The sequence below is a fragment of the Ruegeria intermedia genome (genome assembly GCF_900129345.1).
GTDB lineage: Bacteria > Pseudomonadota > Alphaproteobacteria > Rhodobacterales > Rhodobacteraceae > Ruegeria > Ruegeria intermedia.
Genome location: NZ_FQVK01000012.1, coordinates 66,902 through 80,943, shown reverse-complemented (window position 1 = coordinate 80,943; position 14,042 = coordinate 66,902). Strand labels below are relative to the sequence as shown.

The 14,042-nt window shown below is 64.0% G+C and carries 19 protein-coding genes; 7 read left to right on the top strand and 12 right to left on the bottom strand.

Features of this window, described 5'->3' with window-relative positions:
- Nucleotides 1-14: 14 nt before the first annotated feature.
- Genes lptC through F3H26_RS10330 form a run of 3 tightly spaced genes read right to left on the bottom strand, consistent with a single transcriptional unit; the run spans nucleotide 15 to nucleotide 2,206 of the window.
- Entirely contained in the window at nucleotides 15-614 is a 600-nt protein-coding gene (gene lptC / locus F3H26_RS10340) for an LPS export ABC transporter periplasmic protein LptC (protein WP_149775985.1), read from the bottom strand.
- Between the two features lie 12 nt (nucleotides 615-626).
- Nucleotides 627-1,595, bottom strand: coding sequence for a KpsF/GutQ family sugar-phosphate isomerase (locus F3H26_RS10335; protein ID WP_149775984.1), 969 nt, complete (start codon nucleotides 1,593-1,595; stop codon nucleotides 627-629).
- Nucleotides 1,592-2,206 (bottom strand): ribonuclease D, encoded by a 615-nt coding sequence (locus F3H26_RS10330; RefSeq protein ID WP_149775983.1) that lies wholly within the window; start codon nucleotides 2,204-2,206, stop codon nucleotides 1,592-1,594. The genes F3H26_RS10335 and F3H26_RS10330 overlap by 4 nt, the downstream gene beginning before the upstream one ends.
- 230 nt (nucleotides 2,207-2,436) lie before the next feature.
- On the opposite strand from F3H26_RS10330, the gene F3H26_RS10325 reads away from it, so the two are divergent.
- The 7 genes from F3H26_RS10325 (at nucleotide 2,437) to F3H26_RS10295 (ending at nucleotide 9,342) form a co-directional block, all read left to right on the top strand.
- On the top strand, nucleotides 2,437-3,756 hold the full coding sequence (locus tag F3H26_RS10325; protein WP_149775982.1) for an MFS transporter: 1,320 nt from the start codon (nucleotides 2,437-2,439) through the stop codon (nucleotides 3,754-3,756).
- On the top strand, nucleotides 3,753-4,241 hold the full coding sequence (locus F3H26_RS10320) for an Lrp/AsnC family transcriptional regulator (RefSeq protein WP_223162478.1): 489 nt from the start codon (nucleotides 3,753-3,755) through the stop codon (nucleotides 4,239-4,241). The genes F3H26_RS10325 and F3H26_RS10320 overlap by 4 nt, the downstream gene beginning before the upstream one ends.
- Before the next feature lie 70 nt (nucleotides 4,242-4,311).
- Complete coding sequence (locus tag F3H26_RS10315) at nucleotides 4,312-5,019, top strand: lytic transglycosylase domain-containing protein (RefSeq protein ID WP_149775980.1); 708 nt, start codon at nucleotides 4,312-4,314, stop codon at nucleotides 5,017-5,019.
- Between the two features lie 63 nt (nucleotides 5,020-5,082).
- Nucleotides 5,083-7,110 carry a flagellar biosynthesis protein FlhA gene (flhA, locus tag F3H26_RS10310; protein WP_394349769.1) on the top strand — a complete coding sequence of 676 codons (2,028 nt, stop codon included), beginning with the start codon at nucleotides 5,083-5,085 and terminating at the stop codon, nucleotides 7,108-7,110.
- Nucleotides 7,107-7,880, top strand: coding sequence for a flagellar biosynthetic protein FliR (locus F3H26_RS10305; RefSeq protein WP_149775978.1), 774 nt, complete (start codon nucleotides 7,107-7,109; stop codon nucleotides 7,878-7,880). The genes flhA and F3H26_RS10305 overlap by 4 nt, the downstream gene beginning before the upstream one ends.
- Nucleotides 7,877-8,962 (top strand): flagellar type III secretion system protein FlhB, encoded by a 1,086-nt coding sequence (gene flhB / locus F3H26_RS10300; protein WP_149775977.1) that lies wholly within the window; start codon nucleotides 7,877-7,879, stop codon nucleotides 8,960-8,962. Before F3H26_RS10305 ends, flhB begins: the two co-directional genes overlap by 4 nt.
- Nucleotides 8,962-9,342 carry a hypothetical protein gene (locus tag F3H26_RS10295; protein WP_149775976.1) on the top strand — a complete coding sequence of 127 codons (381 nt, stop codon included), beginning with the start codon at nucleotides 8,962-8,964 and terminating at the stop codon, nucleotides 9,340-9,342. The genes flhB and F3H26_RS10295 overlap by 1 nt, the downstream gene beginning before the upstream one ends.
- A gap of 30 nt (nucleotides 9,343-9,372) precedes the next feature.
- On the opposite strand, the gene F3H26_RS10290 is transcribed toward F3H26_RS10295, so the two are convergent.
- The 9 genes from F3H26_RS10290 to F3H26_RS10250 are packed head-to-tail and all read right to left on the bottom strand — an operon-like array spanning nucleotide 9,373 to nucleotide 13,957.
- Nucleotides 9,373-9,915, bottom strand: coding sequence for a flagellar basal body-associated FliL family protein (locus F3H26_RS10290; protein WP_149775975.1), 543 nt, complete (start codon nucleotides 9,913-9,915; stop codon nucleotides 9,373-9,375).
- A gap of 12 nt (nucleotides 9,916-9,927) precedes the next feature.
- The gene (gene flgH / locus F3H26_RS10285; RefSeq protein ID WP_149775974.1) at nucleotides 9,928-10,653 is read right to left on the bottom strand and encodes a flagellar basal body L-ring protein FlgH; all 726 of its coding nucleotides are present in this window, start codon (nucleotides 10,651-10,653) and stop codon (nucleotides 9,928-9,930) included.
- 2 nt (nucleotides 10,654-10,655) lie between these two features.
- Entirely contained in the window at nucleotides 10,656-11,072 is a 417-nt protein-coding gene (gene flgA, locus F3H26_RS10280) for a flagellar basal body P-ring formation chaperone FlgA (RefSeq protein WP_149775973.1), read from the bottom strand.
- The gene (gene flgG, locus F3H26_RS10275) at nucleotides 11,072-11,857 is read right to left on the bottom strand and encodes a flagellar basal-body rod protein FlgG (protein ID WP_149775972.1); all 786 of its coding nucleotides are present in this window, start codon (nucleotides 11,855-11,857) and stop codon (nucleotides 11,072-11,074) included. The genes flgA and flgG overlap by 1 nt, the downstream gene beginning before the upstream one ends.
- 24 nt (nucleotides 11,858-11,881) lie before the next feature.
- Nucleotides 11,882-12,592, bottom strand: a complete 711-nt coding sequence (locus F3H26_RS10270; RefSeq protein WP_149775971.1) for a flagellar hook-basal body complex protein — start codon at nucleotides 12,590-12,592, stop codon at nucleotides 11,882-11,884.
- Entirely contained in the window at nucleotides 12,592-12,864 is a 273-nt protein-coding gene (locus F3H26_RS10265; RefSeq protein ID WP_149775970.1) for a flagellar biosynthetic protein FliQ, read from the bottom strand. Before F3H26_RS10265 ends, F3H26_RS10270 begins: the two co-directional genes overlap by 1 nt.
- 3 nt (nucleotides 12,865-12,867) lie before the next feature.
- A complete protein-coding gene (fliE, locus tag F3H26_RS10260; protein WP_149775969.1) occupies nucleotides 12,868-13,158 on the bottom strand; it encodes a flagellar hook-basal body complex protein FliE in 291 nt (96 codons plus the stop codon).
- A 12-nt stretch (nucleotides 13,159-13,170) separates the two neighbouring features.
- A complete protein-coding gene (flgC, locus tag F3H26_RS10255) occupies nucleotides 13,171-13,557 on the bottom strand; it encodes a flagellar basal body rod protein FlgC (protein ID WP_149775968.1) in 387 nt (128 codons plus the stop codon).
- A gap of 10 nt (nucleotides 13,558-13,567) precedes the next feature.
- A complete protein-coding gene (locus F3H26_RS10250; protein WP_149775967.1) occupies nucleotides 13,568-13,957 on the bottom strand; it encodes a FlgB family protein in 390 nt (129 codons plus the stop codon).
- Nucleotides 13,958-14,042: the final 85 nt, after the last annotated feature.

Genomic DNA, 14,042 nt, shown 5'->3' with positions numbered 1-14,042 from the left:
AAATCAAACACGGGTTATCTTTCGGTCTTTTTCGGCTCGTATATCAGCTTCACGCCGTCTGTAAAAACAATATGGACGGGGCCGTCGGAATTTTCGGCACCGAAGGTCATCCGCCCGGCCGTGAAGTTGCCGATCGGCCCGGTGCCGGCAACCTGCCCCGGAGTGTCGCCCCGAATCTCGTCCAGCGACGTGTTCAGAAGATCGGTCGTGACCCGGAAGCCGTCGGTCGTGGTGACGACCACATCGTCGGAGAAGGTCGCCATGCCCTTGTCGGGACGGATCAGGCCGGTGTTGGAATCAAGGGTGATGACGCGGCCGCCATTCAGGCCAAGCCGCCCCTTGAACTCGGCCGCCGTGGGCGCCTCGTCGGCGGTGCCGCGGCTGGCGCGGACGGCCTCCACCTGGATATCCTCGCCGTTGCGGGTGACGCCGCGATAGTTCGGCTGCGTCACAAGCTGATTGTTCAGGCGGTCATCGATATCCTGCTGCGAAAACGGAACCGCCACCTGGGTCTCGATGCTGCGCGACAGCAGGAACACCATCGACAGCAGCAGGATGGCCGCCAGCGGCAGCAGAACCTTGAGGAACTGCACCATGCGCGAATAGCGATCCATCCCGGCCCTCACTCAACCCAGCCCGACGCGCAGGCAGTCGTGGATGTGCAACAGCCCCTGCGCCCGGCCCGGCCGGTCCGGGTCCACCACGAACAACGAGGTGATCTTGCGCGCGTTCATGATCGCCACCGCCTCTTCGGCCAGGGCGTCGGGGGCGATGGTCGTGGGGTTTGCGGTCATGACCTGGGCCGCCGTGTTGTTCAGCAACCCGTCCATATGCCGGCGCAGGTCGCCGTCGGTGATGATGCCGACCAGGGCGCCATCCGCATCGGTCACGCCGACCACGCCAAAGCCCTTTTGGCTGATCTCGATCAGCGCGTCGCTCATCGGGGTGTCGGCCGACACCAGCGGCAGCGCGTCGCCGCCATGCATCAGGTCGCGCACCGCGCTCAGCTGCGCGCCCAGCTTGCCGCCGGGGTGGAAGGCACGGAAATCCTCGGGCTTGAAATCGCGGTATTTCATCAGCGCGATCGCCAGCGCATCGCCCATCGCCAGCGTCAGCGTGGTCGAGATCGAGGGCACCATGCCGTATCCGCAGGCCTCGCCCAGCGCCGGGATCAGCAGATGCACGTCGGCCTGCTTCATCAGGGTACTGTCCGGCCGGCTGGACAGGCCGATCAGCGGAATCCCGAACCGCCGGGTAAAGGCCAGCAGGTTGGCCAGCTCGGGCGCCTCGCCGGAATTGGATATCGCCAGCACCACGTCATCCTTGGACACCATGCCCAGGTCGCCATGGCTGGCCTCGGCCGGGTGCACGAAATAGGCGGGCGTGCCGGTACTGGCCAGCGTGGCCGCGATCTTGTGACCGATATGGCCCGACTTGCCGATGCCGCTGACGATCAGCCGGCCCTTGGCCTGCAGGATCAGCCGCACCGCGTCGGCGAAGCGTTCGTCCAGCCCTTCGGCCAGAACCCCAAGCGCGCGGGCCTCGTCGGTGACGACCTGGCGGGCGGTTTTAAGAAAGGATTCGGTATCGGTCATGAGTGCGCAAAGATGTCGGTTTCGGGCCAGCCCGCCAGATCCAGCCTGGCGCGCATCGGCAGAAAGTCGAAACAGGCCTGCGCCATCTCGGTCCGGCCCTCGCGTTCCAGCCGCGCGTCCAAGGCGGCGCGCAGCTGGTGCAGATACAGAACGTCCGAGGCGGCATAGTCCAGCTGCGCCTCGGTCAGGGTCTCGGCGCCCCAGTCGCTCATCTGCTGCTGTTTCGAGATGTCGATGCCCAGCAGTTCCTGGCACAGGTTCTTCAGCCCGTGCCGGTCGGTATAGGTGCGCACCAGGCGGCTGGCGATCTTGGTGCAATAGACCGGCGCCGCCAGCGCGCCAAACGCATGATACATTGCGGCGATGTCGAAACGGCCGAAGTGGAACAGTTTCAGCACCTCGGGGTTTTCCAGCATGGCGCACAGGTTCGGGGCCTCGGCCTGACCCTTTTCCACCTGCACGATGTGGCTGTGACCGTCGCCACCCGACATCTGGATCACGCACAGACGGTCGCGATGCGGGTTCAGGCCCATGGTTTCGCAATCGATGGCCACGACGGGGCCCAGGTCCAGCCCGTCGGGCAGGTCGTTCTTGTAGAGGTGGTTCGCCACGAATGTTTCCTTTGCTCGGTGTTGCCCCCGAAATAGGGTGTTTGGCCCGCAAACTCAACGCCGTCTGCCCCTTGGCGGCACTCGGGCGTCATTGCGGTTGAGGCATCCGCGCCGGGCGCATAGGGTCGGGCCATGTCTCGACCGTCCTGCGCCTCGTTCGAACAAATCACCGCCCGCCCGAGCGACGGCGGCCCCCACGACGCGCGCGGAGCCATTTCAGAGTTTTTGCCATGCTGAAGATTCTGCGGAACCGAACATATCGTCACCTTCTGGCTGCGCAGGAGGTGGCGCTGCTGGGCACCGGGCTGGCGACGGTTGCGCTGGGGTTGCTGGCCTATGATCTGGCCGGCGAGTCCGCCGCGATGGTGCTGGGCACGGCCCTGACCATCAAGATGGTCGCCTATGTCTCGATTGCGCCCGTTGCCGCGGCTTTTGCCGAAAGGCTGGACCGCCGCCGCATGCTGGTGACGCTGGACATGGTGCGGGCCGTCGTCGCGCTGTGCCTGCCCTTCGTGACCGAGATCTGGCAGGTCTATGTGCTGATCTTCGTGCTGCAATCGGCCTCGGCCGGGTTCACACCCGCGTTCCAGGCCACGATCCCCGATGTTCTGACCGACGAGCAGGAATATACCAAGGCCCTATCGCTGTCGCGGCTGGCCTATGATCTGGAGAACCTCGTCAGTCCGATGCTGGCAGCCGCGCTGCTGCTGGTCGTCAGTTTCGACAGCCTGTTCTGGGGAACGGCGCTGGGCTTTGCGGCCTCGGCCCTGCTGGTGGTCTCGGTGGCCCTGCCCTCGCCCACGCCCCGTCAGCCGCGCGGGGTCTTTGACCGGACGACGCGCGGCATTCGCATCTATCTGCGGACACCGCGCCTGCGCGGCCTTCTTGCGCTGAGCTGGACCGCCGCCGCCCTCAGCGCGATGGTTCTGGTCAATACCGTGGTGATCGTGCGCGGCGACCTGGGCCTGCAGGACAGCGCCGTGGCGATCGCGCTGGCCGGGTTCGGCGGCGGGTCGATGCTGGCGGCTTTCGTGCTTCCGGCGCTGCTGGAGCGCCTGCCCGACCGGCCGGTGATGCTGGCCGGCGCAACGCTGGCCACCGCCACCATGGCAACCGCCGCGCTGCTGTCGGCGGTGGCGCCGATGTCGCTGGCGATGCTGACCGCGCTTTGGGCGCTGGTGGGTTTCGGCTACTCCTCCACGCTGACGCCCTCGGGGCGATTGCTGACCCGATCCGCCCACCCCGAAGATCGCGCGGCCGTGTTCGCCGCCCAGTTCACCCTGTCCCATGCCTGCTGGCTGGTTCTGTATCCGCTGTCGGGCTGGCTGATGACCCAGCATGGCGCAACCGTGGCGATGGCCGCGCTGACCGTTCTGGCCCTGGGCGGTCTGATGCTGGCCGCCTGGGCCTGGCCCGCATTCCAGCCGCGCTCCATCGCGCATGACCACCCGGACCTGCCAGCCGATCACCCGCACCTGTCCGGGGTCGAACCGCATGCGCACCCGATCATCATCGACGACCTGCACCCCCGTTACCCGCACGCGCCTTGACGGCGACCGCCCTTCTGCCCGACACCCGAACCACACGACCGACAGCCGAAAGCCCCATGGACCAGCTTGACCGCCGCATCATCGCCGCCCTGCAGCACAACGCACGCGCCTCGACGACGCAGATCGCGGCCCGGCTGGGCGTGGCCCGGACCACCGTACACGAGCGCATCCGGCGCATGGAGGACGCGGGCGTGATCGCGGGCTACTCGGTCGTGCTGGGCCGGGCCGACGACACGCCCAGGGTGCAGGTCGTGGTGCTGCTCGAGGTGCAGCAGAAAGAGACCGCGCGCATCATCAAGCGGCTGGAAGCCTATCCCGAGGTCAAGCTGTGCCTGTCGATCAACGGCGAGTTCGACCTGCTGCTGTCGGCCGAAGCCCCCCGGATCGAGGATCTGGACATCCTGGTGGACGAACTGGCCAAGATCCCCGGCGTGCTGCGCACCAATACCAGCGTCGTGTTCGGCCGCAGAATCGACCGGAACTGATCGGCGCTAACGCTCTGTAAACCGATAGCTGGCTAGCTTGGCCCGGTCAGAAGAATCCCGGACCGGCAGAATGCCAGAACTCAAGATCGTCTTCCTATCGCTGTGGGTGCAGGCCCTGGTCGCCACGGCGGCCCTGGCCGTACCGGACATGCGCACCGCCGATATCTGCGACCGGGCGGCCCGACGTGCCGCCCGGGCCGAGGGCGTCCCGCTGGATGTCATGCAGGCCATCACCCGGGTGGAAACCGGGCGCCGCGTCGATGGCAGCCTGCACCCATGGCCCTGGACCGTTAACCTTGAAGGCAAGGGATACTGGTTCGGGTCCGAGGCCGAGGCCAAGGCCTATGTGTTCGAGGTGTTCAAATCGGGCGCCCGCAGCTTTGACGTCGGCTGTTTCCAGATCAATTACCGCTGGCACGGCAAGGCGTTTCGGTCGATCGACGCGATGTTCGACCCCGATCAGAATGCTGCCTATGCGGCGCAGTTCCTGAAACGGCTTTACGCCGAACATGGCGACTGGTCGGCCGCTGTCGGCGCCTATCACTCGCGCACCCCCGAATATGCCCGCAGATATGTCGCCCGGTTCCAGACGGTTCTGGCCGCGCTGTCCGATGCGCCCGAACCGGTCGCCCGTCAGGCCGTCGACCCGTTCCACCGCACCGCGCTGCCGCTGATCCCGCTCGGCCCCTCTGCCGCCGGGGCCGACCGCCCGGCCCTGGGATCACTGGTTCCGGCATCCGGGACCGCCGTGGCCTTCATCACATTCGATCAGGAGTGACGCGTGCCGAAACTTGACCCAAGGACCCTGTTTTCACCCACGGTTCTGCTGGCGCTGGCGCTGATGACCGTGATCGTGATGATGATCCTGCCGATGCCGTCCTGGGTGCTCGACATCGGGCTGGCGGCCTCTTTTGCGCTGGCGATTTTGATCTTCACCCTGACCCTTTTCATCGAACGACCGCTGGATTTCTCGTCTTTCCCAACCATCCTGCTGGCCTCGCTGATGCTGCGGCTGTCGCTGAACGTGTCCTCGACCAAACTGATCATCGGGCAGGGCCACACCGGCCCCAATGCCGCCGGCGACGTGATCGAAGGTTTTGCCCAATTCGTCATGAGTGGCAGCATCTTTCTGGGTCTCGTCGTGTTCGGCGTGCTGCTGATCGTGAATTTCATGGTCATCACCAAGGGCGCCGCGCGCATGGCCGAGGTCGGCGCAAGGTTTGCGCTGGACGGGATGCCGGGCAAGCAGCTGGCCATCGACGCCGACATGTCGGCCGGTGCTATCGACCACCAGCAGGCCAAGGAACGGCGCGAGCTCGAACAGCAGGAAACCACGTTCTTCGGCTCGCTGGACGGGGCGTCGAAATTCGTCAAGGGCGACGCGGTCGCCGGGCTGCTGATCACGCTTCTGAACCTCGTGATGGGGCTGATCATGGGGGTGATCGTGCATGGCATGCCGGTTGCCTCTGCGTTCGAAACCTATGCCATCCTGACCGTGGGCGACGGGTTGGTGTCGCAGATTCCGGCCGTGATCATCTCGATCGCATCGGCCCTGTTGCTGGCGCGCGGCGGCACGCAGGGGGCCACCGACAACGCGTTGTTCTCGCAACTGGGCCGTCATCCGGCGGCGCTGGGCACGGTGGCGGTGCTGATGGCTCTGTTCGCGCTGGTGCCGGGCCTGCCCTTCCTGCCCTTCATTCTGGGCGGGGCGGTCCTGGGCTATGCCGCATATCACGTTCACAAGAAACAGAAGGCCGAGGCGCTGGCCGCGCAATCGCCCACACCCGAAGCCCAGGCGCCCTCCGCGCAGGCGATCGGCGATGTTCTGGACCTGGACGACGTGCATCTGGAGTTCGCGCCCGACCTGGTCAGCATGGTTCTGAACCCCGGAACCGGCCTGGACGCGCGGATCGCAAACATGCGGACCTACGTCGCCTCGAGCTTCGGCCTGATCCTGCCCGAGATCCGCCTGACCGACCGCGCCGATCTGCCGATGGGCACCTATGTGATCAAGGTGCAGGGGGTCGAGCAGGCCCGCGGCGTGCTGCACCCCGACCTGATCCTGGCACTTGTGCAGGATGGCGCCGATCTTCTGCCCGACGGCAATGACGTGACCGAACCGGTCTATGGTGCCCCGGCCCGGTGGATCCTGCCCAAGGACCAGGAGGCAGCCGCCCTGAGCGGCGCCACGATCGTGACCCCGCCCGAGATCCTTGCCACGCATCTGCTGGAGATCATCAAACAGAACTTCTCGCGCCTGCTGACGCTCAAATCCTTGCGCCGCCTGCTGTCCGAGATGACCCGCCTCAGTGATCCCGTACGGGCCGAGGCCAACCGCAAGCTGCTGGACGAACTGATCCCCGACAAGGTTCCGATCGACACGCTGCATGCGGTGCTTCGGCTGCTGCTGGACGAGCGGGTCTCGATCCGCAACATGGCGCTGATCCTGGAAAGCGTGGCCGAGGCGCGGATGACCACGACCCAGCCCGAAGCCATCTGCGAGATCGTGCGCCAGCGGCTGGGCTTCCAACTGGTGGCCGAACTGAAGCGCGGCGACGGCTCGATCCCGCTGATCCAGCTGGCACCGGAATGGGAAGAGACCTTCGCATCGTACCAGATCGACGCCCCCGGCGCCGGATTGGATGTGGCGCTGCCGCCCAACCTGTTCAACAAACTCGCGGACGGAGTCGTGCAGGCCCTGGCGCGAACCGCGGATCAGGGACTGTTTCCTGCCCTGGTCACATCCACGCGCCGCCGAAGATTGCTGCGCACGATCCTGCAGGCCCGCGGCGTGTCGAACCCGGTTCTGTCCTTCGAGGAAATCGGGCTCGAGGCGCGGCCGGCATTGGTCGGGACGGTGCCGGCATGATCGCCCTGCCTCCGGCGCTGCTCGACCAGCTGGGGGCCGGGCTTTGGCTGGCCTTCATCGTGTTTCTGCGCGTTTCGGCCTTTGTGTCGCTGCTGCCGGCCTTCGGCGAGCGCAGCATTCCCACCCGGGTCAAACTGGGCGCGGCCATCGCCTTCACCCTGCTGATCGCTCCGGCGGTACCGGGGCCGGAAGTTTCTGCGGGCCTGCTGCCATTGGTGAAGGCAATTCTGACGGAGACCCTGATCGGGCTGGTTCTGGGTTTTGGTCTGCGGCTGTTCGTGCTGGCGCTGCAAACCGCCGGGTCGATCGCGGCCCAGGCAACCTCGCTGTCCCAGATCCTGGGGGGTGCCGCAGCCGAGCCGGTGCCCGCCATGGGGTACCTGATGACACTGGCCGGGCTGGCATTGGCGACGGTGATGGGCCTCCACATCCGCGCGGCGCAGTTCCTGATCCACAGCTACACGCTGTTTCCGATCGGCAGCGCACCCGCAGCATCGGATCTGTCGCAATGGGGCGTGGGGCAGATTTCCCAGAGCTTTTCCCTGGCCTTCGGGCTGGCGGCCCCATTCGTCATCGCCTCGCTGATCTACAACCTGGCCCTGGGTGTCATCAATCGCGCCATGCCCCAGCTGATGGTCGCCTTCGTGGGGGCGCCCGCGATTACTTTCGTCGGTCTGTTCCTGCTGTTTGCCGGAACGCCCATCATTCTGTCCACCTGGAGCGACGCCATGTTCGCGTTTCTCATTGACCCGGTCGGAACCAGCCCGTGAGCAGCCAGGACGACGACAGCGACAAGTCATTCGAAGCCACGCCGCAGAAGCTTCGAAAAGCGCGCGAAAAAGGCGAGGTGGTCAAGTCCAATGACCTGTCCGCCGTGGCGGCCTATGCCGGGCTGACGATCGCATTGATCGTTGTCGGACAATACTCTGCCGAGCACCTGGGCTCGGCCTTCGTGGTCTTGATCGACCAGTCTTTCGCACTCGGCCCGCTGCTTGTCACCGGGTCTTCCAGCGGTCCGGTGGGGGGATTGATGGCGGTCGTTGCAGGCTCGGCCGGTGCGCTGTTGGCCGTGCCCGCCATCGTGGTACTTCTGAATCTTCTGGCGCAAAGGGCGCTGGTATTTGCCCCCAGCAAACTGAAGCCGAAGCCGTCACGTGTTTCCATCCCCTCAAACGCAAAGAACAAGTTCGGCCGCGGAGGTTTGTTCGAGTTTGCCAAGAGCTTTGCAAAGCTGGTCATCTACAGCGTTTGCCTGGCATTTTTTCTGCACGCAAACCTGTCCCAGATCCTGTCGGCCGCAGCCGCGCCGCCCAAGGCGTCGATCCTCTTGATGATGAACCTGCTGCTGCGCTTCCTCTTCATCGTAGTTGCCGTGACGCTCACGATCGGCGCTATCGACTATCTTTGGCAATACGGCGAACACATGCGCAAGAACCGGATGTCGCGAAAGGAATTGCAGGACGAAACCAAGGAGTCCGAAGGCGACCCCCACCTGAAGCAGCATCGCAGACAGCGCGCGCAGGAAATCGCGACCACGCAAATGATGGCGGACGTGCCAAAAGCCGACGTGGTCATCGTCAACCCCACGCATTATGCCGTCGCCCTGAAATGGTCGCGCGCACCCGGAACGGCGCCCACCTGCGTGGCCAAGGGGGTCGATGAAGTTGCGGCGACGATCCGCAAAACCGCGATCGAGGCCGGCGTTCCCATCCATTCCGACCCGCCGACGGCGCGCGCGCTGCATGCGTCGGTGGAAATCGGTCAGGAAGTCCCCGAAAACTACTATCGCCCCGTCGCCGCTGCCATCCGCTTTGCCGAGGCCATGCGCAAACGCGCCAGGAAAGGTATCTGATGAAGACCGACAAGCTCTCAGACCTTGTTGCGGTGACCACCGCCGCCTTTGAAAAGGAACATCAAAAGCTGCGCCCGATCCTCGAACAGGAGGCGCGTATTCAGAACCGGATCTCGCAATTGGACGCACAACTGGCACAGGTCCGTTCGACGGCCGCCGACGCGACGGGCTACAGAATGGCCGGCGCCGACGTCATTTGGTACGGATGGGAGGCATCAACCCGCAGGCAACTGAACACCGAGCTCGCGCAGATCCGGTCGCAGAAGCTTGCGATGATGGACGGGTTGCGCCAGGCCTTCGGGCGAAAACAGGCTGTGGAAAAACTCGCAAAAAGACAGGCAGCCGCGCTGCGGCGCGCACGCCTGCAAAAAACTGACTGAGGCGATACCGCCAAGACAGGAGAGGAGCCGTCAGGTATCCTGACGGCTCATGCTGACGATCAACACGCGGTTGACTTCATCCCCAAGGTCTTTCCTGGCGGCCTCCAGAAGAGATCGACGCAAGGTTTCCATGTTGTCCGAATGGGTGAACTCCCCGTCAAACCCTCCCATGTTCGCGTGGTCGAACAACACCTGCAGGAACGCGTCACGCAACTTCGGCTCGAGCCTGTAGAACTTCTCTGCGTTGCCGGGCTGGGCTTCGAGGCTGAGCGATACGGTCACCAGGGCGGAAATTTTGTCATCCTCGACCAACGGTACAACGAACTGCTTGGTCAGCTTGAGGTACTCATAGCCCCCGCCATCGTGTCCATTCCCGTGAGCGCCGCCATCATGAGAATCCACGGGGGCTTTTTCCGTCCCGTGTTTTTCCTCCGCGGCGTGTTCGTTTTCTTTCTTGGCGCCATCTTCTTCTGCGTGGTCTTCTGCCGACTTGTCCGGCGCAAGGAAAAGGCCGGCTGCGGCGCCCGCGCCCAGCCCCAGGACCAAAAACACGATAGGCAACAGTTTCTTCATCTCGCATCACTCTCAAAACGGCAACAGGGCGTCCAGAACCTGCTGCCCGTACCTGGGCTGTTGGACATCGGTGATCTGGCCGCGGCCACCGTAGGACACACGGGCCGAGGCGATCTTGTCGTAGGTGATCTCGTTCTGGCGCGAGATATCCTGCGGTCGCACATAGCCCGAGACCAGTAGTTCCCGCAGTTCGAAGTTCACCCGCAACTCCTGTGACCCGGAGATCGACAGAACGCCGTTGGGCAGCACGTCCACGACGGTTGCAGCCACGCGCAGCGTCAGCTTTTCCTTTCGCTTGACCGATCCCTTCCCCTTGCTCGAGGATGACGAGTCGATGGAAACGGCCTCATCCAGGGATGCGCCCTCCGGCAAGTGGCCGGCCGCCCTCTGCGGCAGGCCGAACAGGCCCGGTATCTTCAACTCGTCCGACCCGCTGCGCGATCGGCTGGTATAATTCGAAATTTCCGCTTTTTCATCCAGTTCGATCACGACCGTGAGGATATCGCCCTTTTTCATCGCACGCTGGTCGCCCAACAATGATTGCTGACCGCCGCTCCACAGCGACGCACGATCGACCGCGCGCTGCGGTTGCGTGTGCAGAGGCAGGCCGGGCCACAGCATGGCGACATGTTCAGGAGATTCCGTGTTGGGGGACAGGCTTGGTGGCTTGCCCAGATGGTCCAGACGCCCGCAGGCGGACAATGCCAGAATGGCAAGAAGCAATGTTGAAACTTTCATGATCAGTTCACCTCGATTTGGCCATCCGGCTGGATTTCGCCCGACACCGTCGTGCGGGATGACAGGTTCATGACCCTGATCCGCTCGCCGGCCGCCCCCCGGCCCAACGCCCGGCCCTCCACGGCAATGGTCAGGCCGTTCCGGGAAAACACCAGCGTCACCAGATCATTTCGGTCCACGATTGCCGGCGGGCCAACGTCAGATGGGCGGACGGGGCGACCCGGATAGAGCGCTGTTCTTGCCTCTTTCCCGACCAGCTGCTCCACGGACCGGGCCGCACCGGCCACATCACCCGGCTTGGTCTGCAGATCCGTTTCCGCGATGATTTCCTTGGGCCGGATCGTTCGGGTCGGCACGACGATATCGGCCAACGCGGAAAGCGGGCTGAACAAACACAGGGAAAGAAGCATAACCTTCATCAGCGCACCTGCGTCGTCGCGCCCATCATCTGATCGACGGCCGAGATCACCTTGGCGTTCATTTCATATCCACGCTGTGCTTCGATCAGTTCGGTCACTTCGCGCACCGCATCCACCGAACTGTCTTCCAGATAGCCCTGCCGCAGCGTACCCAGACCATCTTCGCCCGGTGTCCCCACGATCGGCGCCCCCGAGGCTTCGGTTTCCTTGAACAGGTTGCTGCCGATCGCTTCGAGCCCCTTGGCATTCGAAAAACTCGCCAGCGTGAACTGGCCCAACAACTGCCCTTCGGCGGTGTCGTCGAAATAGGCATAAACCTCGCCGGCCGCGTTGATCGAGATCGACCGGGCATCGTCCGGAATGGTGACTTCCGGTGCGACGGCGAACCCGTCCGACGTGACGATCAACCCTTCGGCCGAACGCTTGAGGCTGCCATCGCGGGTATAGGCCGATTGCCCGTTGGGCAGCGTCACTTCCAGATATCCACGCCCTTCGATGGCGATGTCCAGATCGCTGCCCGTCGCCGAGAGCGCACCTTGGGCCAGTTGCACGGTGACCGCCGCCGGACGGACCCCCAGACCCAGCTGGATTCCCGTCGGAAGAACGGTTCCGTCCGAAGCGTTGACCGTTCCGGCCCGCGCCATCTGCTGATAGTGCAGATCCGCGAACTCGGCGCGCCGCGCGTTGTAGCCGGTGGTGTTCATGTTCGCCAGGTTGTTCGAGATCGTCTCGACCCGCATCTGCTGGGCCGACATTCCGGTCGCGGCAATCTTGAGAGCTCGCATTTCACATTCTCCTGCTGCTTGAGATCAGCGCATCAAGGTTTTAAGGGCACCGCGGACTCGTTCGTCCTCGGCCTCGAGAAAGCTCTGGCCCAGTTCGTAGGCGCGCTGGATCTCGATGAGCTTGGTGACCTGGTCGATCGCATTGACATTCGACCCTTCGAGGAACCGGTTCAGCACCACCGGTTCCTCCACCGGCTCGACGTCGCCTTCGGGCCGGAACAGGGTACTGGCTTCACGCACCAGCCGCGTCCCCTCCGTGGGGCGATAGACCCCGATCTGGCCCAACAACTGCCCGTCGACGCTGAGCGTTCCATCGCCCCCGACATCGATCGTCGCTGCGTCGGGCGGAATGAAGACAGGCGCGCCGTTGCTGTCCAGAACCCGATACCCGTCAGGAGTGACCAGGTCACCGTTGGCGTCGGGCGCAAAGCTGCCCGCGCGGGTCAGACGGTTGCCGGACGGGGTTTCGATCAGGAAGAAACCGTCACCCTCGATTGCAAAGTCGAACTGACCGCCGGTCTGCGTCAAAACCCCCTGCTGGAACGAAGTGTTGCGCACCTGCGCACGGCTCATGGACAGTGACGGGCTGCCCGACAGATCCCGAACGAACTCGGAGAACACCAGACCTTGCTGGCGATAGCCGGTGGTATTGGCGTTGGCGATGTTGTTCGCCACGATGCGCATTTCGCTCATCAGCCCCGACTGCCGGGACAATGTGACATAGGCGGTTTCCATCAGCGGCCTCCTGCAATCAGCGGAACCAGTGTCGAGGTGAAGAAGGTGACCAGCGTCTGGGTCATGAACCCCATCGAGATCCAGAAGACGATCACGATGGCCACCAGTTTCGGAACGAAGGTCAGTGTCATTTCCTGGATCGAGGTCAGCGCCTGGAACAGGCCGACCGCCAGACCGGTGACCAGCGCCACCGTCAGGATCGGAACCGAGGTGATCACCGCGATCCACAAGGCCTGGCGCACGATGTCATAGAACAAACCTTCGCTCAGCATGGCTCAGACCGGCATCCGCAGGATTTCCTGGTAGGCCTCGACCACCTTGTTGCGCACGACAACGGCCGTTTCCACGGCAAGTTCGGTCTGGGCCAGGGCCTGCACCAGCGCATGAGGATCCGCCTGCCCGACCATCGCGTCCTTCGCCACGCTTTCGCTGTGTTTCAGCGTCGCGGCAAAATCCTGGAAGGTGGCCCGCAATCCTTGCGCGGCGCCGGACCGCTCCGGGTCGGCCTGCGTGGCCGGACGGGCATGGGCATAGTTCTGTGCGGCGTTGATCGTTCTGATATCCATTCTGGTCGTCCCTTATTTTCTCAGCAATTCCATCAGGCTGGATGACATCTGTCGCGCCTGGTCGAACATCTTCAGGTTGGCCTCGTAGCTGCGCTGCGCTTCGCGCGCGTCCGCGATCTCGATCATCAGATCCACGTTCGACCCCTGATAGTGGCCGCTTGCATCCGCCAGCGGGTGGCTGGGGTCATAGATCTGCGACAGCGCGCTCCGGTCCAGCTTGACGCGCCCGGTCCGGACCAGATCGACACCATCCTCGTTCACCGCCTCGAACGAGACGGTCTTGCGGCGATAGCCGGGCGTGTCCGCGTTCGAGATGTTCTCGGACACATGGCGCAGCCGGGCCGCCTGAGCCCGCAATGCGCTGGCCGTCACTTTCAGGGAATCCGAAAAATCACTCATGTCCCGCTCCTCATGCTTTGCCCAGGCTGGTGCGCAGGATGCCGATCGACGATTTGTAGATGGCCAGTGCCCGGTCATGCTGGCGCTTGACCTCGACGGCCTTCAGCATCTCCTCCTCGAGCGAGACGCCATTACCGTTGGGGTCGACGGCCCCTGCGCGGACCTGTTCGGCCCACAGCCTGCCATCCGCACCCACGCCGTTCAGGTGGCCGGGCCGTGTGGCGACCATGGCCGGCGTGGATGAGGTGTTTTCGAATGCTTTGGAAAACGGCTCGATATCGCGGGCCCGATAGCCGGGCGTATCCGCATTGGCCATGTTGCGCGAGATCACGGCCTGCCGCTGACCGGCATGGGTTGCCATGGCGTACGCAACTTTAAAGACGTTCAGGTCCGAGAACATCGGGGCTTCTCCCTCGATCAATTTCAATCAAGGCTTAACCCCGATTCCTTTAGAAACCGTTTTCAGAAACCAATTGGAGCCAACG

Coding starts and splice junctions, on each gene's coding strand:
- lptC (WP_149775985.1), bottom strand. CDS start 614: ATGGATCGCTATTCGCGCATGGTGCAGTTCCTCAAGGTTCTGCTGCCG.
- F3H26_RS10335 (WP_149775984.1), bottom strand. CDS start 1,595: ATGACCGATACCGAATCCTTTCTTAAAACCGCCCGCCAGGTCGTCACC.
- F3H26_RS10325 (WP_149775982.1), top strand. CDS start 2,437: ATGCTGAAGATTCTGCGGAACCGAACATATCGTCACCTTCTGGCTGCG.
- F3H26_RS10315 (WP_149775980.1), top strand. CDS start 4,312: ATGCCAGAACTCAAGATCGTCTTCCTATCGCTGTGGGTGCAGGCCCTG.
- flhA (WP_394349769.1), top strand. CDS start 5,083: ATGACCGTGATCGTGATGATGATCCTGCCGATGCCGTCCTGGGTGCTC.
- F3H26_RS10305 (WP_149775978.1), top strand. CDS start 7,107: ATGATCGCCCTGCCTCCGGCGCTGCTCGACCAGCTGGGGGCCGGGCTT.
- F3H26_RS10295 (WP_149775976.1), top strand. CDS start 8,962: ATGAAGACCGACAAGCTCTCAGACCTTGTTGCGGTGACCACCGCCGCC.
- F3H26_RS10290 (WP_149775975.1), bottom strand. CDS start 9,915: ATGAAGAAACTGTTGCCTATCGTGTTTTTGGTCCTGGGGCTGGGCGCG.
- flgH (WP_149775974.1), bottom strand. CDS start 10,653: ATGAAAGTTTCAACATTGCTTCTTGCCATTCTGGCATTGTCCGCCTGC.
- flgA (WP_149775973.1), bottom strand. CDS start 11,072: ATGAAGGTTATGCTTCTTTCCCTGTGTTTGTTCAGCCCGCTTTCCGCG.
- flgG (WP_149775972.1), bottom strand. CDS start 11,857: ATGCGAGCTCTCAAGATTGCCGCGACCGGAATGTCGGCCCAGCAGATG.
- F3H26_RS10270 (WP_149775971.1), bottom strand. CDS start 12,592: ATGGAAACCGCCTATGTCACATTGTCCCGGCAGTCGGGGCTGATGAGC.
- F3H26_RS10265 (WP_149775970.1), bottom strand. CDS start 12,864: ATGCTGAGCGAAGGTTTGTTCTATGACATCGTGCGCCAGGCCTTGTGG.
- fliE (WP_149775969.1), bottom strand. CDS start 13,158: ATGGATATCAGAACGATCAACGCCGCACAGAACTATGCCCATGCCCGT.
- flgC (WP_149775968.1), bottom strand. CDS start 13,557: ATGAGTGATTTTTCGGATTCCCTGAAAGTGACGGCCAGCGCATTGCGG.
- F3H26_RS10250 (WP_149775967.1), bottom strand. CDS start 13,957: ATGTTCTCGGACCTGAACGTCTTTAAAGTTGCGTACGCCATGGCAACC.